The sequence below is a fragment of the Streptomyces acidiscabies genome (assembly GCF_020010905.1).
GTDB classification, from domain to species: Bacteria; Actinomycetota; Actinomycetes; order Streptomycetales; family Streptomycetaceae; genus Streptomyces; species Streptomyces acidiscabies.
This window is the reverse complement of the sequence record NZ_JAGJBY010000002.1, coordinates 1865576-1887539: the sequence shown is the minus strand read 5'-3', so window position 1 is coordinate 1887539 and position 21964 is coordinate 1865576. Positions and strand designations below refer to the sequence as shown.

Annotated in this window: 12 protein-coding genes; 3 read left to right on the top strand and 9 right to left on the bottom strand. The window is 71.4% G+C overall.

Annotated elements, in window-relative coordinates; all coding sequences use genetic code 11:
- The first annotated feature begins 38 nt into the window (after window positions 1-38).
- The 3 genes from J8M50_RS35350 (at window position 39) to J8M50_RS35340 (ending at window position 6681) form a co-directional block, all read left to right on the top strand.
- Entirely contained in the window at window positions 39-4991 is a 4953-nt protein-coding gene (locus J8M50_RS35350; protein WP_010360622.1) for an ATP-dependent helicase, read from the top strand.
- A gap of 98 nt (window positions 4992-5089) precedes the next feature.
- Window positions 5090-5872 carry an Fpg/Nei family DNA glycosylase gene (locus J8M50_RS35345; RefSeq protein ID WP_010360621.1) on the top strand — a complete coding sequence of 261 codons (783 nt, stop codon included), beginning with the start codon at window positions 5090-5092 and terminating at the stop codon, window positions 5870-5872.
- Between the two features lie 32 nt (window positions 5873-5904).
- Complete coding sequence (locus tag J8M50_RS35340) at window positions 5905-6681, top strand: SDR family NAD(P)-dependent oxidoreductase (RefSeq protein WP_010360620.1); 777 nt, start codon at window positions 5905-5907, stop codon at window positions 6679-6681.
- Between the two features lie 440 nt (window positions 6682-7121).
- Here the strand turns inward: J8M50_RS35340 and J8M50_RS35330 are convergent, their stop codons facing one another.
- The 9 genes from J8M50_RS35330 to J8M50_RS35290 form a co-directional block, all read right to left on the bottom strand.
- Complete coding sequence (locus J8M50_RS35330; RefSeq protein WP_010360619.1) at window positions 7122-7592, bottom strand: Dps family protein; 471 nt, start codon at window positions 7590-7592, stop codon at window positions 7122-7124.
- 148 nt (window positions 7593-7740) lie between these two features.
- Complete coding sequence (locus J8M50_RS35325) at window positions 7741-8121, bottom strand: helix-turn-helix domain-containing protein (RefSeq protein WP_010360617.1); 381 nt, start codon at window positions 8119-8121, stop codon at window positions 7741-7743.
- Between the two features lie 109 nt (window positions 8122-8230).
- Window positions 8231-8776, bottom strand: coding sequence for a CinA family protein (locus J8M50_RS35320; protein ID WP_010360616.1), 546 nt, complete (start codon window positions 8774-8776; stop codon window positions 8231-8233).
- On the bottom strand, window positions 8773-9570 hold the full coding sequence (gene pgsA / locus J8M50_RS35315) for a CDP-diacylglycerol--glycerol-3-phosphate 3-phosphatidyltransferase (protein ID WP_075692759.1): 798 nt from the start codon (window positions 9568-9570) through the stop codon (window positions 8773-8775). Before pgsA ends, J8M50_RS35320 begins: the two co-directional genes overlap by 4 nt.
- A gap of 245 nt (window positions 9571-9815) precedes the next feature.
- Window positions 9816-11288 carry a 30S ribosomal protein S12 methylthiotransferase RimO gene (gene rimO, locus J8M50_RS35310; RefSeq protein WP_010360613.1) on the bottom strand — a complete coding sequence of 491 codons (1473 nt, stop codon included), beginning with the start codon at window positions 11286-11288 and terminating at the stop codon, window positions 9816-9818.
- 65 nt (window positions 11289-11353) lie between these two features.
- Window positions 11354-12199 carry a helix-turn-helix domain-containing protein gene (locus J8M50_RS35305; protein WP_010360612.1) on the bottom strand — a complete coding sequence of 282 codons (846 nt, stop codon included), beginning with the start codon at window positions 12197-12199 and terminating at the stop codon, window positions 11354-11356.
- Window positions 12200-12475: 276 nt separating this feature from the next.
- Window positions 12476-15181, bottom strand: coding sequence for a DNA translocase FtsK (locus J8M50_RS35300; RefSeq protein WP_010360611.1), 2706 nt, complete (start codon window positions 15179-15181; stop codon window positions 12476-12478).
- 185 nt (window positions 15182-15366) lie between these two features.
- Entirely contained in the window at window positions 15367-16050 is a 684-nt protein-coding gene (locus tag J8M50_RS35295) for a response regulator (protein WP_010360610.1), read from the bottom strand.
- 245 nt (window positions 16051-16295) lie between these two features.
- Window positions 16296-21728, bottom strand: a complete 5433-nt coding sequence (locus J8M50_RS35290) for a HAMP domain-containing hybrid sensor histidine kinase/response regulator (RefSeq protein ID WP_079076463.1) — start codon at window positions 21726-21728, stop codon at window positions 16296-16298.
- Between the last annotated feature and the right edge of the window lie 236 nt (window positions 21729-21964).

The window sequence follows — 21964 nt, the reverse complement described above, 5'->3', positions numbered from 1 at the left end:
TCAGCCCGATTGTCAGTGGCGGGGTGCAGGATGGACGCATGGTCAGTTCCGCACACCGAGCCCTGGACGGCTTCTCCCCCGCGACCCGCGGCTGGTTCACGGGGGCGTTCTCGGCGCCCACCGAGGCCCAGGCGGGCGCGTGGCGGGCCATCCGGGAGGGTTCGGACGTGCTGGTGGTCGCCCCGACGGGCTCGGGCAAGACGCTGGCCGCGTTCCTGGCGGCGCTGGACGGCCTGGCGTCCACGCCTCCGCCCGCGGACCCGAAGAAGCGCTGCCGGGTGCTGTACATCTCGCCGCTGAAGGCCCTCGCGGTGGACGTGGAGCGCAACCTCCGCAGCCCGCTGACCGGCATCCGCCAGGAGTCCGTGCGCCTCGGCCTCCCCGAGCCGGAGGTCAAGGTCGGGATCCGCTCCGGCGACACCCCGCCCGCGGAGCGCCGGGCCCTGGCGACGCGCCCGCCGGACATCCTGATCACGACCCCGGAGTCCCTGTTCCTGATGCTGACGTCGGCCGCGCGCGACGCGCTGACGGGCGTGGAGACGGTCATCCTGGACGAGGTCCACGCGGTGGCCGGCACGAAGCGGGGCGCGCACCTGGCGCTGACCCTGGAGCGGCTGGACGCCCTGCTGCCGAAGCCGGCCCGCAGGATCGGCCTGTCGGCGACGGTCCGCCCGGTGGACGAGATCGCCCGCTACCTCGCCCCGCGCGGGAAGGCCGAGATCGTCCAGCCGAAGTCGGCGAAGGAGTTCGACCTGTCGGTGGTCGTCCCGGTGGAGGACCTGGGCGAGCTGGGCGGCTCCCCGGTGGACGACGCGAAGGCGGAGCGCCCCTCCATCTGGCCGCACGTGGAGGAGCGGATTGCGGACCTCGTGCAGGCGCACCGCTCGACGATCGTGTTCGCGAACTCCCGCCGCCTCGCGGAGCGCCTGTGCAACCGGCTGAACGAGATCGCCTACGAGCGGGCGACGGGCGAGCCGCTGGCGGAGCATCACACGCCGGCCGAGCTGATGGGCGGCTCGGGCGCGGCCCAGGGCGCCCCGCCGGTCATCGCGCGAGCGCACCACGGCTCGGTCTCCAAGGAGCAGCGCGCGCTGGTCGAGGAGGACCTGAAGGCAGGCCGGCTGCCCGCCGTGGTCGCGACGTCCAGCCTGGAGCTGGGCATCGACATGGGTGCGGTGGACCTGGTGGTCCAGGTGGAGTCGCCGCCCTCGGTGGCCTCCGGCCTCCAGCGCGTGGGCCGGGCGGGGCACCAGGTGGGCGCGGTGTCGACCGGCGTGGTCTTCCCGAAGTACCGGGGCGACCTGGTCCAGGCGGCGGTGGTCACCGAGCGCATGCGCGTGGGCGCCATCGAGTCCCTGCGGGTGCCCGCGAACCCGCTGGACGTCCTGGCGCAGCAGGTGGTCGCGATGGTGTCGATGGACACCTGGCAGTTCGACGACCTGCTGGCGGCCGTCCGGCGCGCGGCTCCCTTCGCGTCGCTCCCGGAGTCGGCGTTCACTGCGACCCTGGACATGCTGGCGGGCCGCTACCCGTCGGACGCGTTCGCGGAGCTGCGCCCGCGCGTGGTGTGGGACCGCGTGACGGGGACGGTCACCGGCAGACCGGGCGCCCAGCGCCTGGCGGTCACCTCGGGCGGCACGATCCCCGACCGGGGCCTGTTCGGCGTCTTCCTCGCGGGCGCCGACCCGAAGAAGGGCGGCGGCCGGGTAGGCGAGCTGGACGAGGAGATGGTCTACGAGTCGCGCGTGGGCGATGTCTTCACGCTCGGCACGAGTTCCTGGCGCATCGAGGACATCACGCGCGACCGCGTCCTGGTCTCCCCCGCCCCCGGTGTGCCGGGCCGGCTGCCGTTCTGGAAGGGCGACCAGCTGGGCCGCCCGCTCGAACTGGGGCGCGCGGTGGGCGCGTTCCTGCGCGAGGTCGGCGCGCTGTCGCAGGAGGACGCCCGGCTGCGCCTGCTCGCGGCGGGCCTGGACGCGTGGGCCGCCGACAACGTCCTGTCGTACCTCGCCGAACAGCGCGAGGCCTGCGGCCATGTCCCGGACGACCGGACGATCGTCGTGGAGCGCTTCCGGGACGAGCTGGGCGACTGGCGCGTGGTCGTCCACTCCCCGTTCGGCGCCCAGGTGCACGCCCCGTGGGCGCTCGCGCTGGGGGCCCGGCTCGCCGAGCGGTACGGCATGGACGCGCAGGTGATGCACGCGGACGACGGCATCGTCCTGCGTCTGCCGGACGCCGACCTGATGGGCCTGGACCTCCTCGACCGGGAGCCGGCGAAGGCCGGTACCCCTTTGCACACGGCGGCCGACGCCGACCAGGCTCCCGTGAGCGCGCAGGACGTCGTCTTCGACAAGGGCGAGGTCGATCAGGTCGTCACCGACCAGGTCGGCGGCTCGGCGCTGTTCGCGTCCCGGTTCCGGGAGTGCGCCGCCCGCGCGCTGCTGCTGCCGCGCCGCACTCCCGGCCGGCGCACCCCGCTGTGGCAGCAGCGCCAGCGCGCGGCGCAACTGCTCCAGGTGGCGAGCGAGTTCGGGTCGTTCCCGATCGTCCTGGAGGCGGTCCGCGAGTGCCTCCAGGACGTGTTCGACGTCCCCGGGCTCGTCGAGCTGATGGGTGACCTGGAGTCCCGCAAGGTGCGCCTGGTCGAGGTCACCACCCCGGAGCCGTCGCCCTTCGCGCGCAGTCTGCTGTTCGGCTACGTCGCCCAGTTCCTGTACGAGGGGGACTCGCCGCTCGCCGAGCGCCGCGCCGCCGCGCTGTCCCTGGACTCGCGGCTGCTGGCGGAACTGCTCGGCCAGGCGGAGCTGCGCGAACTGCTGGACGCCGAGGTCCTCACCGAACTGGAGCGCGAGCTCCAGTGGCTCACCGAGGAGCGGCGCCTGCGGGACGCCGAAGCCATCGCCGACGCGCTGCGTGTCCTCGGCCCGCTCACCGACGCCGACCTCGCGCGGCGCGGCGCCGACCCGGGCTGGGCGCAGGAGCTGGCCGCAGCCCGCCGCGCGATCCGGGTGCGCGTCGCGGGCGTCGACCACTGGGCGGCGATCGAGGACGCGGGCCGCCTGCGCGACGCCCTGGGCACGGCCCTGCCGGTCGGTGTCCCGGAGGCGTTCACCGAGCCCGTCAAGGACCCCCTGGGTGACCTGCTGGCCCGCCACGCGCGCACGCACGGCCCGTTCACGTCCGCTGCGGCAGCCGCCCGCTTCGGCCTCGGCACGGCCGTCACCGACGGCGCGCTCCAGCGGCTCGCGGCGAGCGGGCGCGTCGTCCAGGGCGAGTTCCACCCGGCGGGCATCGGCCAGGAGTGGTGCGACGCGACGGTCCTGCGGCGCCTGCGCCGGCGCTCCCTAGCGGCGCTGCGCCAGGAGCTGGAGCCGGTCCCGCCGGCCGCGCTCGCCCAGTTCCTGCCCCAGTGGCAGCACGTCGGCACCGGCCACGCCCTGCGGGGCACCGACGGCCTGGTCCGCGCGGTCGAGCAGCTCCAGGGAGCCTCCGTACCCGCCTCGGCGCTGGAGAAGCTGGTCCTGCCCTCACGCGTGCGCGACTACTCCCCGGCGATGCTCGACGAACTCACCGCCGCCGGGGAGATCGTCTGGGCGGGCGCGGGCGCGCTCCCCGGCAAGGACGGCTGGCTCTCCCTCTACCTGGCGGACGCGGCCCCGCTGCTCCTGCCCCCGCCGCACCTCCTGGAGCCGACCGCGCTGCACGATTCGGTCCTGACCGCCCTCTCCGGCGGCTACGGCCTGTTCTTCCGCCAGATCGCCGACCAGGTCCGCGCCACCACCCACCCGGACGCCACCGACCCGCAGCTCGCCGACGCCCTCTGGGACCTCGCCTGGTCCGGCCGCCTCACCAACGACACGCTCGCCCCGATGCGCGCGCTGCTCGGCTCGGGCCGTACGGCGGGTTCGACGGCCCACCGCGCGCGGCGAGCGGTCCCGCGCGGACGCTACGGCTCCCTCACCGCCGCCCGCCCCGCCTCGCGCGGCGGGCCCCCGACCGTGGCCGGCCGCTGGTCCCTCCTCCCTGCCGCCGAGGGCGACCCGACCGTCCGCGCGCACGCGCTGGCCCGCACCCTCCTCGACCGGCACGGCGTGGTCACCCGGGGCGCGGTCGCCGCCGAGGGCGTCGAGGGCGGTTTCTCCGCGACGTACCGCGTGCTGTCGGTCTTCGAGGACAGCGGCCAGGCCCGCCGGGGGTATGTCGTGGAGGGCCTCGGCGCCGCCCAGTTCGCCATGGACGGCGCCGTCGACCGCCTGCGCGCGGTGGCCAACACCCGCGACCGCGACGAGTCCCTCCCGGCCCCGGCGACTCCGGCCGACTACGGCTTCCCGGCGAGCGCCACGCGCGGCATCAGGCCGACCCCGGACGACACGCCCTACGGCCACCCCGCGGACCCGGATCACGCGACGCCGGACCACACCACCCCGTACGCGCCCGACCACGACGCCGCCCCCGGCTTCCCCGACCTCGACTGGAGCACCCCCGCCCCCGCCGACACCCTCGACTTCGCCTCCCCCGACACCGGCACCCCCCGGAGCCCCCGGCGCCCCGCCCCGGCCCCGCCGTACGCGCACGGGCGCCCTCACCGGCGTACACCGCCGTCCCGAGCGGTCGTCCTGGCAGCGGCCGACCCGGCGAACGCGTACGGTGCCGCGCTGGGCTGGCCCGAGCCGCCCACCGGCGCGGGGCACAAGCCGGGGCGGAAGGCGGGCTCGCTGGTGGTGCTGGTCGGCGGAGAGCTGGCGCTGTACATGGAGCGCGGCGGGAAGACGCTCCTGGCGTGGCCGAGCACCCCGGACGACGCCCCCAGGGACGACCCGCGCCTCCGCGAGGCGGCGCAGGCCCTGGCCGAGGCCGCCCGCGCGGACTCGCTCGGAACGGTCACCGTGGAACGCGTCAACGGCGCCCCGGCCCTGACGTCCCCTTTCGGCGTCCTCCTGGAAGAGGCGGGTTTCATCGCGACCCCACGCGGCCTGCGCCTACGAGCATGACGACACCCCCGCGCGCGGACGCGCCGTATCGCCACCCCCCTGCCTCCACCACCCCACGCGCGGGCGCATCCCCCACCCCTCCCCCCAAAGGCCCCCCCATGCCCGAAGGCGACACCGTCTGGCAGACCGCAAGCCGTCTCCACACCGCCCTCACCGGCACCCCCCTCACCCTCTCCGACCTCAGAGTCCCGAAATACGCGACGGTCGACCTCACCGGCCGGACCGTCCTGGACGTCACCCCGCGCGGCAAGCACCTCCTCGCGAGGATCGAGGGCGGTCTCACCCTCCACTCGCACCTGCGCATGGAGGGCGCCTGGTACGTGTACGCGGAGGGCCGGCGCTGGACGGGCGGCCCCGGGCACCAGATCAGGGCGGTCCTGGGGACGGCGGACCGTACGGCCGTCGGCTACCGCCTGACCGTGCTGAACCTGATCCGCACCGCGCGGGAGGACAGCCTCGTCGGCCACCTGGGCCCCGACCTGCTGGGCCCGGACTGGGACGCCGGCCGCGCCCTGGCGAACCTCCTCAAGGACCCCGCCCGCCCCCTCGGCGAGGCCCTGCTGGACCAGCGCAACCTCGCCGGGATCGGCAACATCTACAAGAGCGAGCTGTGTTTCCTGACCGGCGCCACCCCCTGGCTCCCCGTCGGCGCGCTCCCGCCCGACCGCGCGGCCAAGCTCCCGCCCCTCGCGCACCGCCTCCTGGAGGCCAACCGCACCCGCCCGGTCCGCACGACGACGGGCCGCCACGGCCAGGACCTGTTCGTGTACGGCCGCGCGGGCCGCCCCTGCCTGCACTGCGGCACACCCGTCCGCCTCGCCGACCAGGACGGCCGCCCCACGTACTGGTGCCCGAACTGTCAAAAGGGACCGCACAATTGACGAGCCATCAGATTATTTCGTACGGTCGATGAATGGCCGTGAAGGCGTACGACCTCAGCGGGCGCACCGCGTTCGTGACCGGAGCCGCAAGCGGCATCGGCCGCGCCTGCGCGATCCTCCTCGCGGAGGCGGGGGCGACGGTGCACGCGGCGGACCGGGACGCGCGGGGGCTGGAGGAGACGGCAACGCTCGCCAAAGCCGCACACACGGGCGTGCAGGCGGGCGTACACACCCACCGCCTAGACGTCACCGACCGCACCCAACTCCACGACGCCATCGCCTCCTGCGACCGCCTGGACATCCTCGCCGCCGTCGCCGGGATCATGCACAGCAGCACGGTCCTGGAGACCCGCGACGAGGATCTCGACCGGGTGTGGGCCGTCAACTTCAAGGGCGTGCTGTACGCCTGCCAGGAGGCCGCCGACCGGATGATCGGACAGGGCTCGGGCGGCAGCATCGTCACGATGGCGTCCGGCGCGGTCGACACCGGGGGCGCCGGCCTGCTCTGCTACGGCGTCGCCAAGGCGGCCGTGGTCCAGCTGACGCGGACGCTCGCGACCGAGGTCGGCCCGCACGGCATCCGCGTCAACGCGGTCGCCCCGGGCTGGATCCGCACGCCGATGACCGACCGCCCGGACGCGGCGGCCCAGGCCCGTACGGAGGCGTCCATGGCCCGCCTGGCGCCGCTGAAGCGGGTGGGTGAGGCGGAGGAGGTCGCGCACGCGGTCCTGTACCTGGCCTCGGACGCGTCGGCGTTCATGACGGGGCAGATCCTGCGGCCCAACGGGGGCGTCGCGATGCCGTGGTGACGCGGATCGCCGGACCGACGACGTAACCCGGCCCACAACGTAAGTCGCTACATCCGATCATCACACTTCATCACCCCTGCCCAACACCCTCCCTCCCACTCCCACCGAACCCTCGGCCACCGAACCCCAGGCCACCGCACCCCCAGGCCATCGCACCCCCGGGCCACCGCAACTCCCTCAACCACCGCGCCCCTGCCCACCCCGACCCCCCTCCCCAGACCCCCCACCCCGCCAAGCCTCCCGCCACCGCCCCACAGCAACCACCCCCACCGCCCCCGCCCTCGGCACACAGTGCACCGGCAGCAGACTCAACCCCCACCCCCCAGCCACGACCGCCCCCTCCACCACCCCCGCCCCCGGCACGACCGCAAGCCGCACCGCCCCCCACCACCACACCGCCCCGAGCACCACCCGGCCTATCCACCCCACCACACGGCCCCCTACACGTTCTCCGCCTGGAACATCCAATGGTGCTTCTCAAGATCCGCGGTGATCCCGATGAAAATGTCCTGGCTCACGGCATCCGCGTCACCCGTAACCTCCACACGTTCCCTCATACGAGTGATGACGGCCCCCAGCGCATCGACCAGCGCCCGCACCGCGTCGGTGTCCTTCACCCACCCCTCGGCCACACCCCCGATCCCACTGCCGCCGGCGACCGTGGCCGCCCGCCCGTCGGGCGAGACCCCGAGCGCGGAGGCCCGCTCGGCGACCGTGTCGGAGTGCAGCCGGGCGACGTCGACGACCTCGTCGAGCTGGAGGTGGACGGAGCGGAAGCGCGGCCCCACGACGTTCCAGTGGACCTGCTTGGCGACCAGCGAGAGGTCGATCAGGTCGACGAGGGCCCCTTGCAGAGCACCCCCGACGATCCGCAGATCGGCGTCGGACAGCGGGCTCTTCACGACGTACATCCGTAGACCTCCGGTGCTGGGATCAAGGCTCCTTCACGATGCCCGCACCCCGGGTACCCGGCAAACGGAACCGCACACGGGCCCCGGCAGACACACGTGAGCCCCGGCCGGGACAACCCCGGCCGGGGCTCACGCACACGAACAGCCGTCAGGCGGCGACCACGTCCACCGCCTCGGCGGGCGCCTTGATGGTCACCCGCTCCGGAGGCACACCGGCCACCGAGACGGAACCCAGCATCGGACGCACCGGGGCCGGCACGGGCTGGCTGGGGGTGGCCGCAGCGGACTGGGCCAGCTCGGCGAGGGCGAGTTCGTCGCTCACTTCCCGCATGAGTTCGGACATCCGTACGTCCAGCGCGTCGCAGATGGCGGACAGCAGCTCGGAGGATGCCTCCTTCTGCCCCCGCTCCACCTCGGAGAGATAGCCGAGCGATACTCGGGCGGACGAGGAGACTTCGCGCAGAGTACGGCCCTGGCGCTGGCGCTGCCGACGCAGCACGTCACCCAGCAGGCGACGGAGCAGAATCATCGGTGGCTCCCTCCTCGGACCGCGTAGCCGCATCCTTCTCGCCCCACCGTACCGCCTAGCGCTGCGGCCGTGCGGGGAGCGATGTCGTGTTCACTCAGGGCTGCAAACATCAAAACCCCCCGTTCTGTTCCGTATCCTGTGCCCGCTCATTCCCGGTCTGTTCGCCCGCAAGCTCCTGAAGGAGCAGTGCGAGTACGCTCCGTACACTCTCTCTACGAATTTCCTCACGGCCGCCGTTCAACCGCAGGGCCTTCACTTTTCCGCCAGAGGCGGAACCTGCACCAGGGCCGAACGGCCCGTCCACCGCGACGAAGACGGTGCCCACGGGCCGGCCGTCCTGCGGGTCGGGGCCGGCGACGCCGGTCGTCGCGATGCCCCAGTCGGCGCCGAGCGCCTTGCGGACGCCGGTCGCCATCTGGGCCGCGACCTGCGCATCCACCGCTCCGCGCGCGGCCAACAGCTCCGCGTCGACACCCAGCACCTCGCGCTTCAGCTCGGTCGCGTACGCCGTGACCGAGCCCCGGAACGCCTTGGACGCCCCGGGGACCGAGGTGATCTCCGCCGCCACCAGGCCACCGGTCAGCGACTCGGCGACGGCCAGCACCTCGCCCCTCACCGTCAGTAGTCGCACCACGTCGGTGGCCGTGGAACTCACGCTTCCGTCTCCTCCAACGCGGCCTTGCGGGCGGCGATTCCCTCACGCCGCAGCACAATGGCCTGTCTTACGTAGTCCAGCCCCGTCACGACGGTCAGGACGACCGCCACAGCCATCACCCAGAACCTCAGGGTGGCCAGCCACCCCGTCAGCGCCAGGACGTACATGCCGACGGCCACGCCCTGGGTGAGGGTCTTCAGCTTCCCCCCGCGGCTCGCGGGGATCACTCCGTACCGGATGACCCAGAAACGAAGGAGCGTCACACCGAGTTCCCGGCCCAGGATCACGATCGTCACCCACCACGGCAGATCACCGAGGGCGGACAGACAGATCAGCGCCGCCCCCATGATCGCCTTGTCCGCGATGGGGTCCGCGATCTTCCCGAAGTCGGTCACGAGGTCGTACGTGCGCGCGAGGTGCCCGTCGAACAGGTCGGTGATCATGGCAACGGCGAAGGCGGCCCAGGCGAACGAGCGCCACGCCGGGTCGTACCCACCGTCGGCCAGCATCAGCGCGACGAACCCGGGTACGAGGATCAGCCGCAGCATCGTCAGCAGATTGGCGATGTTCCAGACACTCGCCTGGTTGACGGCGGCAGCGACAACCTTCGCCCCACGCGGAGGCCGCGCACCCTCCGCCGACCCACCGCCCACGACACCGCCGTCACTCCCCGATCCCGCTCCCCCGGCCGCACCGGCACCACCGGCCCCGGCACCACCGGAAGACACCGGCGTCCCACTGCCACCCGCCGCCGAAGACACCGGCGTCCCGCCGGCACCCCCTGCCGAAGACATCTGTGCCCCTCCGGCGACCCCGACCGAGGACACCGGCACCTCGCCGGAAATCCCGGCCGCACCGATCCCGGAAACCCCGGCCGCACCGGTCCCCGAAGAAACCCGCGCCCCCCCGGCCTCACCAGCCGTCGGAGACACCGGCGAGAATCCCGGCCCCCCGGCAGCCGCACCCGCTCCCCCGGAGCCCCGCGAGACCCTGCCCGCGCCCCGTGCGGAGCCGCCCGCGGCCGACGCCGGAACACCCGTCATCTGCCTGTCTCCTCACTCCACCCGTTCGAGCGCTCCAACGGTTCGGCCACGAGGTCGACGCCTTCCGTGCCGACCACCTTCGCCTCGACCATACGGCCGACCTCCAGGCCCTCGCCGCTCGTGAGGAGCACCTGGCCGTCGGTCTCGGGCGCCTGGTGCGCCGCACGGCCGTAGACACCCTCCACCTCGTCGACGGACTCCACAAGGACCTGGACGCTCTCGCCGACGCGCTCCTCCGCGCGCTGGGAGACGAGTTCCTCGGCGAGCCGGGACACGCGCGCGAGGCGCTCGGCGACGAGATCCTCGGGGAGCTTGTTGTCGTACGTCGCTGCCTCGGTGCCGTCCTCGTCGGAGTACCCGAAGACGCCGATGGCATCGAGCCGCGCGCCGGTCAGGAACCGCTCCAGCTCGGCGAGGTCGTGCTCGGACTCGCCGGGGAAGCCGACGATGAAGTTGGAGCGCACGCCCGCCTGGGGCGCCTTGCTCCGGATGGTGTCGAGCAGTTCGAGGAACCGGTCGGTGTCGCCGAAGCGCCGCATCGCGCGCAGCACGTCCGGCGCGGAGTGCTGGAAGGAGAGGTCGAAGTACGGCACGACCTTGGGCGTCGAGGTGAGGACGTCGATGAGGCCGGGCCGCATCTCGGCGGGCTGGAGGTAGCTGACCCGCACCCGCTCCAGGCCCTCGACCTCGGCCAGCTCCGGCAGCAGCGACTCCAGGAGCCGGATGTCGCCGAGGTCCTTGCCGTACGACGTGTTGTTCTCGGAGACCAGCATGACCTCCTTGACGCCCTGCTCGGCCAGCCACCGCGTCTCGTTGAGGACGTCGGAGGGGCGGCGCGAGATGAAGGAGCCGCGGAAGGACGGGATGGCGCAGAAGGAGCAGCGCCGGTCGCAGCCGGACGCGAGCTTGACGGAGGCCACCGGGGAGCCGTCGAGCCGGCGGCGCAGCGGCGCGCGCGGTCCTGAGGCGGGCGCGAGGCCCTCGGGGAGGTCCACCGGGGCGTGCCCCGGCAGGGCGACCCCGGCGGCCGACTCCTGCCGCTGCGAAGGGCTGATCGGCAGCAGCTTGCGCCGGTCGCGCGGGGTGTGCGAGGCGTGGATGCCGCCGTTGAGGATGGTCTGGAGGCGGTCGGAGATGTCCGCGTAGTCGTCGAAGCCGAGCACGCCGTCGGCCTCGGGCAGCGCCTCGGCGAGCTCCTTGCCGTACCGCTCGGCCATGCAGCCCACCGCCACGACGGCCTGCGTTCTGCCGTGCCCCTTCAGGTCGTTGGCCTCCAGGAGGGCGTCCACGGAGTCCTTCTTGGCGGCTTCGACGAATCCGCAGGTGTTGACCACGGCGACGTCCGCTTCCTCGGCGGACTCCACGAGCTGCCAGCCGTCCGCCTCCAAACGGCCTGCGAGCTCCTCCGAGTCCACCTCGTTACGGGCGCAGCCAAGGGTGACGAGTGCGACGGTACGGCGTTCAGGCATGGGCTCAAGACTACTTTGTCCCACCGACAACGGACGCCGACGGGGTTGACCAAGATCACGGCCTCTTACCCGGCCTGCGGATCGCCCTTCGTGTAGGTCAGCCGCTCGACCGCGCCCGGCTTGAAGTCGTTGTCGAGTTTCTTGCCGTTCACCCAGAGGTCGATCGCCCCGGCGTCACCGAGGACGAGGTTGATCTTGCTGGCGTCCTGGAAGGTCTTCGACTGGCCCTTCTTGAGCAGGTCGTCGAAGAGCAGCCGTCCGTTGTGGTCCTTGGCGGAGATCCAGCTGCGCCCGTGCGCGGCGCTGACGCGGACGGTCACCTTGTCCAGCGGGGCGGCGGCGATGGCGTCGTCGGTCGGGGTCGGCGGGAGGTCGGTCCTCGGCTTCTCGTTCTTGGGCGTGACCTGCGCCTTGGAGGCGGACGGCGTGGGCGTCACGCCGCCGGCGATCTGATCCTTTCCGTCGCCTTCGCCGCCCCCCTTGAAGGCGGTGAAACCGACAAAACCGATCACGGCGACGATCGCGGCGACCATCGCCGCCGTCCAGTTCGGCCCCCTGCGCTCCGGGCGGATACGTTCCGCCTCGAAGAGCGGAGCGGCCGGCGTCGGCGCGGGACGCCCTCCGTGCGAGGCGTCGAAACGGGCGATCAGCGGCGCGGGATCGATGTGGACGGCGCGGGCCACCGTACGGATGTGCCCGCGCGCGTAGACGTCACCGCCGCAGGGCGTGAAGTCGTCCGCCTCGATCGCGTGGACGATGGCGATGCGGATCCGGGTGGCGGTACTGACGTCGTCGACGGTCATACCGGCGGCGATCCGCGCCTGCCGGAGCACATGGCCGATGGAGGGGGCTTCCTCGGAGGAAACGTCTGCGAACGGACGCTCGTCTTCAGGGGAGTTGCCGATGGACACGGGGGCGCCTTTCGAGCGTGTAGCCGCCTGTGCTGGAGATTCAGTCTAGGGGGGGTACAAAAGGGTGGGGCAACCGGGCGGTCGGACTTTGTACGCCATCGGTATGGCATCGATACGACCGGACACGCCGACAGCGGGACAGCGAGGGCCCAGCATGGGGCCCTTATCTGTCCTTCGCTCAACTTGACGTACGACAAAGGGAAACGGTTGCCCGACGATCTCTAACGGGTGAGTCACGAAGATCGCCGTCCACGGACCCCCGCGCCGGCCCCTCCGTCAGCCCCCGCCCCTGATGACGTCCAGCACCCCGTCCAGCTCCTCCGGCTTCACCATCACGTCCCGCGCCTTGGACCCCTCGCTGGGCCCCACGATCCCCCGCGACTCCATGAGGTCCATCAGCCGCCCCGCCTTCGCGAACCCCACCCGCAGCTTGCGCTGGAGCATCGAGGTGGACCCGAACTGCGTGGACACGACCAGCTCGGCGGCCTGGCACAGCAGGTCGAGGTCGTCGCCGATCTCCTCGTCGATCTCCTTCTTCTGCTTGGTCCCGGTGGTGACGTCGTCCCGGAAGACCGGCGCCATCTGGTCCTTGCAGTGCTGCACGACGGCCGCGACCTCGGCCTCGGTGACGAACGCCCCCTGCATACGGACCGGCTTGTTCGCGCCCATCGGCAGGAACAGCCCGTCGCCCTTGCCGATCAGCTTCTCCGCGCCGGGCTGGTCGAGGATGACCCGCGAGTCGGCGAGCGAGGAGGTGGCGAACGCGAGCCGGGAGGGCACGTTGGCTTTGATCAGACCGGTGACGACGTCGACGGACGGCCGCTGCGTCGCGAGCACCAGGTGGATACCCGCCGCGCGCGCGAGCTGCGTGATGCGCACGATCGAGTCCTCGACGTCCCGGGGGGCGACCATCATCAGGTCGGCCAGCTCGTCGACGATCACCAGCAGGTACGGGTACGGCTTCAGCTCCCGCTCACTGCCCTCGGGCGTCTTGAGCTTGCCGTCGCGGATGGCCTGGTTGAAGTCGTCGATGTGCCGGTACCCGAACGCCGCGAGGTCGTCGTAGCGCAGGTCCATCTCCCGTACGACCCACTGAAGGGCCTCGGCGGCGCGCTTCGGGTTGGTGATGATCGGCGTGATCAGGTGCGGGATGCCCTCGTACGCGGTCAGCTCGACGCGCTTGGGGTCGACGAGCACCATCCGGACGTCCTCGGGGGTCGCCCGGCACATGATCGACGTGATCAGACAGTTGATGCACGAGGACTTGCCGGACCCGGTGGCCCCGGCGACGAGGATGTGCGGCATCTTCGCCATGTTCGCCATGACGTACCCGCCCTCGACGTCCTTGCCGAGCGCCACGAGCATCGGATGGTCGTCCTCGGCGGCGTCCGCGAGCCGCAGCACGTCCCCGACGTTGACCATCTCCCGGTCGGTGTTGGGGATCTCGATCCCGACGGCCGACTTCCCGGGGATCGGGCTGATGATCCGTACGTCGGGACTGGCGACGGCGTACGCGATGTTCTTGGTCAGCGCGGTGATCCGCTCGACCTTGACGGCCGGGCCCAGCTCGACCTCGTAGCGGGTGACCGTCGGCCCGCGCGTGAAGCCGGTGACGGCGGCGTCGACCTTGAACTCGGTGAAGACGTTCGTCAGGGACGCGACGACGGCGTCGTTGGCCTCGCTGCGGGCCTTGCCGGGGCCGCCGCGCTCCAGGAGGTCCAGGGAGGGCAGCGCGTACGTGATGTCCCCGGCGAGCTGGAGCTGTTCCGCGCGCGGGGGCAGGTCGCGCATCTCCTCCGGCGGCGCCTTGGTCAGGTCCGGCACTATCCCCGGCCTGAGCTTCTCCTGCTTCGGCCGCGCCGCAGGCACAGGCGTGGGCCGGGTCGGCTCGCGGTCCCCGACGCTGACGCCCTGCGTGAGGTCGGCGACCAGCGGCGAGGGCGGCATGCCGTGCAGGACGGCGCCGTCGAGGTCCGCCGCCGCTGCCGCCGCGATGTCCACGGCGTCCATCTGCCGGTCTCCCGAGGGCTGGGGCACCCCGGGACGCCTCGGCCGCGTGCGACGCCGCGAGAGGGCCGCTTCCTCCGCGTCCTCGGGGTCGTACGCCTCGCCCCCGGCCGTCCGCCGGCGCGGACGCCCGGGCAGCGCCTCGCGCCACTGGTCGTCGTACCGCTCGTCGTCGTCGGCGTACTCGTCGTCTTCTTCCGGGTCGTGCAGCACACCCAGCTTGACGCCGAGCAGCCGCAGCCGCTGCGGGATCGCGTTGACCGGGGTCGCCGTGACGACGAGCAGCCCGAAGACCGTCAGCAGCACGAGGAGGGGTACGGCGAGGACGTCCGTCATCGCGAAGGTCAGCGGAGTCGCCGCCGCCCACCCGACGAGCCCGCCGGCGTCCCTTATGGCCTGCATGCCGTCACTGCGCGCGGGCGACCCGCACGCGATGTGCACCTGCCCGAGCACGCCGATCAGCAGCGCGGAAAGCCCGATGACGATACGACCGTTGGCCTCGGGCTTCTCCGGATGCCGCACGAACCGTACGGCGATCACCGCGAGCAGGATCGGTACGAGGAGGTCGAGCCGGCCGAAGGCTCCGGTCACCAGGATCTCGACGAGGTCCCCGACCGGGCCCCTGAGGTCGGCCCAGGTCCCCGCCGCGACGATCAGCGCGAACCCGAACAGCAGCAGCGCGACGCCGTCCTTGCGGTGCGCCGGGTCGAGGTTCTTCGCGCCGTTCCCTATCCCCCGGAACACCGCGCCCACGGCATGCGCCAGCCCCAGCCACAGGGCGCGTACGAGGCGGTAGACACCGCCGGTGGGACTGGGCGCCGGCTTCGGGGGCGCGGCCTTCTTCGCCGCGGCCTTGCGGGCGGGCGCCTTCTTCGCCGGGGCTTTCTTCGCTACGGCCTTCTTCGCCGGAGCCTTCGCGGGAGCCGCGGCCTTCTTCGCGGGCTGCTTCTTGGCTGCGGAGGGACGTGAGGCCATGGTGGTGAGAGTACCGGCGCGAGCAACACAGGACACGTGTGCCTACGGCTTCACCCGTTCGTGTCGCCCACGACAAAACCCCGAACTGACGCCACGACGGAACCGCTTTCCCGCAAGGCAGTTACCGCCAGGGGCGGCACGGGTGGGCGCAGCCGCAACCCGCACCCACCCCGAACCCCAGCCCCTCAGCCCTGAGAAGGCACCGTGGGCGCACCGCCGCCGGTCCCCGGCTCCAGCGCGTCCAGCGCCCGCCGCAACCCCGTCAGCTTCCGCTCGAGATGCGCCGCGGTAGCCACCGCAGCCGCGTCCGCGGAGTCGTCGTCGAGCTGTTTCGACAACGCCTCAGCCTGCTCCTCGACCGCCGCGAGCCGCGCGGACAACTCCGCGAGCAGCCCCGGGGCTTCTTTGCCCCCGTCGACACCCGGCCGCCCGTTCCCGTCGAGCTGGAGCCGCAACAGGGCCGCCTGCTCCCGGAGCTGACAGTTCTTCATGTACAGCTCGACGAACACGGACACCTTCGCCCGCAGCACCCACGGGTCGAACGGCTTGGAGATGTAGTCCACCGCCCCCGCCGCGTACCCCCGGAACGTGTGGTGCGGCCCGTGATTGATCGCGGTGAGGAAGATGATCGGAATGTCCCTGGTCCGCTCCCGACGCTTGATGTGCGCGGCCGTCTCGAATCCATCCATTCCCGGCATCTGGACGTCCAGCAGAATGACCGCGAAGTCGTCCGTCAGCAGTGCTTTGAGCGCCTCTTCCCCGGACGATGCCCGCACCAGTGTCTGATCCAGCGCCGAGAGGATCGCCTCCAGCGCCAGCAGATTCTCCGGCCGGTCATCGACCAGGAGGATCTTGGCCTTCTGCACCATGGCCCGCCCTCCTCGCCCCGGCAGTGCACCGGGCGCCGCCCCTGGGGACGACATCCTGTGCGCCGCCCTTCCTTGTGCCGGTCATGGTAGCCGCACCCCGACCGTCGCCACACCCTGTCACCGCGATGTCACAGTGCACGTAGCAGGAACGTGGCGGGGGACCAGAAGGTTCCCCGAACACCGTCCCGCTGCCCAGCGCCGGCCACCCTGAGTCAGCGCGTCACGGCACCTCCACACCCTTTCCGTCACCCCTCCCGCATCCACTGCTCCATCACCGACAGCAGATGGTCCGGGTCCACCGGCTTGGTCACATAGTCGGACGCACCGGACTCGATGGCCTTCTCCCGGTCGCCCTTCATCGCCTTCGCGGTGAGCGCGATGATCGGCAGCCCGGCGAACTGCGGCATCCTGCGGATCGCGGAGGTCGTCGCGTACCCGTCCATCTCCGGCATCATGATGTCCATCAGGACGACGGCGACGTCGTCGTGCTGCTCCAGGACCTCGATGCCCTCGCGCCCGTTCTCGGCGTACAGGACGGTCAGCCCGTGCTGCTCCAGGACGCTGGTGAGCGCGAAGACGTTGCGGATGTCGTCGTCGACGATGAGCACCTTGTCGCCGCCGAAGAGGATGTTCACGCGCGCGCGGGACGCCGATGCCCCGTTCTCCTCACCCCCCGCGGCCCGCCGACGGCGCCGGAAGAGCGCCGCGGCGCCGTTCTGCGTCTCGTGGTACGACTTCACCTCGGCCGGCGTCTCGATCTCCGGTTCGCCGGACGCGGTCAGCGCGGCGTGCCCGTTCTCGGAGGCCACCAGGTCGCCCGCCTCCAGCGCCGGGACGATCTGCTGGTAGCCCTGCGGCGGCAGCTCGCTGGGCCGCACCGGCAGGTACAGCGTGAACGTGGACCCCCGGCCCGGCTCGCTCTGGGCGTAGATCTCACCGCCGAGCAGCTGCGCGATCTCCCGCGAGATCGACAGCCCCAGCCCCGTACCGCCGTACTTGCGGCTCGTCGTGCCGTCGGCCTGTTTGAACGCCTCGAAGATCACCCGCATCTTGCCGGCCGCGATCCCGATGCCGGTGTCGGTGACGGAGAACGCGATCAGCGGGGCGTCCGCGTCGGTGAGCGAACCGGTCTCCAGCAACTGCTGCCGGATCACGACGGGGACGTCCGCGCTCGCGGGCCGGATCACCAGCTCCACCGAGCCGGAGTCGGTGAACTTGACCGCGTTGGACAGCAGGTTGCGCAGCACCTGAAGGAGGCGCTGCTCGTCGGTGTGGAGGGTGGCGGGCAGCTCCGGGGAGACCCGTACGGACAGGTCGAGGCCCTTCTCGGCGGTCAGCGGCCGGAAGGTGGCCTCCACGTAGTCCACGAGCTGTACGAGGGCGATGCGCGTCGGGGAGACGTCCATCTTGCCCGCCTCGACCTTCGACAGGTCCAGGATGTCGTTGATCAGCTGGAGCAGGTCGGACCCGGCGCCGTGGATGGTCTCGGCGAACTCGACCTGCTTCGGGGAGAGGTTGCCCTCGGCGTTGTCGGCGAGCAGCTTGGCGAGGATGAGCAGCGAGTTGAGCGGCGTGCGCAGCTCGTGCGACATGTTCGCGAGGAACTCGCTCTTGTACCGCATGGACACGGCGAGTTGCTCGGCGCGCTCCTCCAGGACCTGCCGCGCCTCCTCGATCTCGGTGTTCTTGACCTCGATGTCCCGGTTCTGCCGGGCCAGCAGCTCGGCCTTCTCGCCCAGTTCGGCGTTGGACGCCTGGAGCGCCTTCTGCCGCTGCTCCAGCTCGCCGGAGCGCTCCTGGAGCTGTTCGGTCAGCTCCTGCGACTGCTTCAGCAGCCGCTCGGTCTTGGTGTTGACGGAGATCGTGTTGACGCTCGTCGCGATCATCTCGGCGATCTGGTTGAGGAAGTCCTTCTGGATCTGCGTGAACTCCCCGAAGGACGCCAGCTCGATCACCCCGAGGACCTTGCCCTCGAACAGCACCGGCAGGACGATCACCTGCGCGGGCGGCGCCTCCCCGAGGCCGGAGGAGATCTTCAGGTAGCCGCTGGGCGCGTTGGACACGAGGATCGTGCGCTTCTCCAGGGCGGCCGTCCCGACGAGCGCCTCACCGGGCCGGAACGACGTCGGCATGGACCCCATCGAGTAGCCGTACGACCCGAGCATGCGCAGCTCGTACTGGTCGGGACCGGTGTCGGGGGCCGGCAGCCCGAGGAAGAACGCGCCGTGCTGGGCGGCGACCAGCGGCGGCAGCTCGCTCATGATCAGCGAGGCCACGTCCTCCTGGTCGCGGCGGCCCTGCAACAGCGCCGACACGCGCGCGAGGTTGCCCTTCAGCCAGTCCTGCTCCTTGTTGGCGATCGTGGTGTCGCGCAGGTTGGCGATCATCTTGTTGATGTAGTCCTGGAGCTCCTGGATCTCCCCGGAGGCGTCCACGTCGATCTTGAGGCTGAGGTCGCCCCTGGTCACCGCGGTCGCCACCCGGGACATCGCGCGCACCTGCCGGGTGAGGTTCCCAGCCATCTCGTTGACGGACTCGGTGAGGTCGCGCCACGTCCCGTCGACGTCCCGCACGCGCGCCTGTCCGCCGAGCTGCCCCTCGGTGCCCACCTCGCGCGCGACGCGCGTGACCTCCTCGGCGAACGAGGACAGCTGGTCGACCATCGTGTTGATCGTCGTCTTCAGTTCGAGGATCTCGCCGCGCGCGTCGATGTCGATCTTCTTGGTCAGGTCGCCCTTCGCGATGGCCGTCGTCACCATCGCGATGTTGCGGACCTGCCCGGTCAGGTTGGACGCCATCTGGTTCACCGACTCGGTGAGGTCCTTCCAGGTCCCCGACACGCCGGGCACGTGCGCCTGGCCGCCCAGGATGCCGTCCGTACCCACCTCGCGGGCCACCTTGGTGACCTGCTCGGCGAACGAACTGAGCGTCTTCACCATCGTGTTGAACGTGTCCGCGAGCTGCTGGACCTCGCCGCGCGCCTCGATCGTCACCTGCCGCGTCAGGTCGCCGTTGGCGACGGCCGCCGCGACCTGCGAGATGTTCCGCACCTGCATGGTGAGGTTCTTGGCCATCAGGTTGACGTTGCCGCTGAGGTCCTTCCAGATGCCGGTGACCCCGGGTACGTGCGCCTGCCCGCCCAGGATGCCTTCGGTGCCCACCTCGCGCGCGACGCGCGTGACCTGCTCCGCGAACGAGGAGAGCTGGTCGACCATCGTGTTGACGGTCGTGACCAGTTCGAGGATCTCGCCCTTCGCGTCGACGGTGATCTTCTTCGACAGGTCGCCCTTGGCGACGGCGGTGGTGACCTCGGCGATGTTGCGGAGCTGGGTGGTCAGGTTGTTCGCCATGAAGTTGACGGACTGCGTGAGGTCCTTCCAGGTCCCGGAGACGCCCTGCACCTCCGCCTGCCCGCCGAGGATGCCCTCGGTGCCCACCTCGCGCGCGACGCGGGTCACCTGCTCCGCGAACGACGACAGCTGATCGACCATCGTGTTCAGCGTGTTCTTGAGCTCCAGGATCTCCCCGCGCGCGTCCACGGTGATCTTCTGGGAGAGGTCACCGCGCGCGACCGCCGTGGCGACCTGCGCGATGTTGCGGACCTGCCCGGTCAGGTTGCCCGCCATGCCGTTCACGGAGTCCGTGAGGTCCCGCCACACCCCGGCCACCCCGGGCACCTGCGCCTGCCCGCCCAGGCGCCCGTCGGTGCCCACCTCGCGGGCCACCCGGGTCACCTGCTCGGCGAACGACGACAGCTGGTCCACCATCGTGTTGATGGTGTTCTTCAGCTCCAGGATCTCCCCGCGCGCGTCCACGTCGATCTTCTGCGACAGGTCACCGCGCGCCACCGCTGTCGTCACCTGAGCGATCTGACGCACCTGGGAGGTCAGATTCCCCGCCATGAAGTTGACGGAATCGGTCAGTTCCTTCCACGTCCCCGACACCCCGTCCACGCGCGCCTGCCCGCCGAGCCGCCCCTCCGTGCCCACGTCCCGCGCCACCTTGGTGACCTGGTCCGCGAAGAGCGACAGCTGGTCGACCATCCGGTTCACGGTGTTCTTCAGCTGGAGCATCTCGCCGGCCACGTCGACGGTCACCTTCTGCGACAGATCGCCGTCCGCCACGGCCGTCGTCACCTGCGCGATGTTGCGCACCTGTCCGGTGAGGTTGCGGAACGCCGTGTTGACGGAGTCCGTGAGGTCCTTCCAGGTCCCGGCCGCCCCCATCACCTGCGCCTGGCCGCCCAGTTCACCCTCGACGCCGACCTCGCGCGCCACGCGCGTGACCTCGGCACCGAACGCGGAGAGCTGGTCCACCATCCCGTTGACGGTGTTCTTCAGCTCCAGCATCTCGCCCGCGACGTCGACGGTCACCTTCTGCGACAGATCGCCGCTGGCCACCGCCGTCGTCACCTGCGCGATGTCCCGCACCTGCGTGGTGAGGTTGCGGAACACCGTGTTGACCGAGTCGGTGAGGTCCTTCCAGGTCCCCGACACACCGGGTACGTTCGCCTGCCCGCCCAGGCGCCCCTCGGAACCCGTCTCGTTGGCGACGCGCGTGACCTCGTCCGCGAAGGTCCGCAGGGTGTCGGTCATCTGGTTGATCGTGTCCGCGAGCTGGGCGATCTCCCCGCGCGCGGGCACGGTCACCTTGCGCGAGAGGTCACCGTTGGCGACCGCCGTCGTCACCTCGGCGATCCCGCGCATCTGGTCCGTCAGGTTCCCGGCCATCGTGTTCACGGAGTCGGTGAGCTCTTTCCACACCCCGTCCACACCGCGCACCTGCGCCTGGCCGCCCAGGATGCCCTCGGTGCCCACCTCACGGGCCACCCGGGTCACCTCGGAGGAGAACGCCGACAGCCGGTCGACCATCGCGTTGACGGTCTCCTTCAGCTCCAGCATCTCGCCGGCCACATGGACGGTGACCTTCCGCGACAGATCACCGTTGGCGACCGCCGTCGTCACCAGGGCGATGTCCCGCACCTGAGCGGTCAAACGGTCCGCCATCGTGTTGACCGATTCGGTCAGATCCTTCCACGAACCGGACATACCGCGAACCTGCGCCTGCCCGCCGAGCTTCCCCTCGGTGCCCACCTCGCTGGCCACGCGCGTGACCTCGTCGGTGAACGTCGACAGCTGGTCGACCAGGTTGTTGACGACCCGCCCGACCTTCAGGAACTCCCCCCGCAGCGGATGCCCCGACCCCTCGGGCGTGTGCGCGCGCAGCTCCATGCGCGGCGACAGATCGCCCTCAGCGACCGCCGACAGCACCCGGCTGACCTCGGACACCGGCCGCGCCAGATCGTCCACCAGCGAGTTCGAGGCGTCGATGGCAGCCGCCCACGACCCCTCGCAGACACCGGTCTCCAGCCGCTCGGTGAGCTTGCCCTCGCGCCCCACCATGCGCCGTACGCGCGCCAGTTCACCCGTCAGATGCAGGTTCCGGTCGGCCACCTCGTTGTAGACGGCCGCGATCTCGGACATCACTCCGTCGCCGGACACGGTGAGCCGCTTGCGGAAGTTCCCGTCCCGCATGGACACCAAGGCGGCCAGAAGACGGTTCAGGGCGGCCGTGTCGACCACGGTCGTCCCTCCCTCACGTGAGGCGCGCGTCCTGTTCAGGGACGGCCCGCCCTTCGCGCGCGTCTTCGTGCCACGCGTCGCTGCGCCAGACTCCACTTGTCCCTCCCGCACGGGTCGACCCCTACCGCTCGTACCGCTCGCCGAATCACTACTGCCGCATGTCGCTGCCCGATGTAATCAGGCCACAGTGAAGGCTGCTGCCCGACGTACACAGAAGACACCCGGTCTGCCCGGACCTTCACAAGAAGCTTGCCCAGTGTTTCACCCTCACTGAACACGGCCATAACACTCCGGCGGCTGTGCACATCGTCCGCACACTCCGGGTACGGAAA

Coding starts and splice junctions, on each gene's coding strand:
- J8M50_RS35350 (WP_010360622.1), top strand. CDS start 39: ATGGTCAGTTCCGCACACCGAGCCCTGGACGGCTTCTCCCCCGCGACC.
- J8M50_RS35345 (WP_010360621.1), top strand. CDS start 5,090: ATGCCCGAAGGCGACACCGTCTGGCAGACCGCAAGCCGTCTCCACACC.
- J8M50_RS35340 (WP_010360620.1), top strand. CDS start 5,905: ATGGCCGTGAAGGCGTACGACCTCAGCGGGCGCACCGCGTTCGTGACC.
- J8M50_RS35330 (WP_010360619.1), bottom strand. CDS start 7,592: ATGTACGTCGTGAAGAGCCCGCTGTCCGACGCCGATCTGCGGATCGTC.
- J8M50_RS35325 (WP_010360617.1), bottom strand. CDS start 8,121: ATGATTCTGCTCCGTCGCCTGCTGGGTGACGTGCTGCGTCGGCAGCGC.
- pgsA (WP_075692759.1), bottom strand. CDS start 9,570: ATGTCTTCGGCAGGGGGTGCCGGCGGGACGCCGGTGTCTTCGGCGGCG.
- rimO (WP_010360613.1), bottom strand. CDS start 11,288: ATGCCTGAACGCCGTACCGTCGCACTCGTCACCCTTGGCTGCGCCCGT.
- J8M50_RS35300 (WP_010360611.1), bottom strand. CDS start 15,181: ATGGCCTCACGTCCCTCCGCAGCCAAGAAGCAGCCCGCGAAGAAGGCC.
- J8M50_RS35295 (WP_010360610.1), bottom strand. CDS start 16,050: ATGGTGCAGAAGGCCAAGATCCTCCTGGTCGATGACCGGCCGGAGAAT.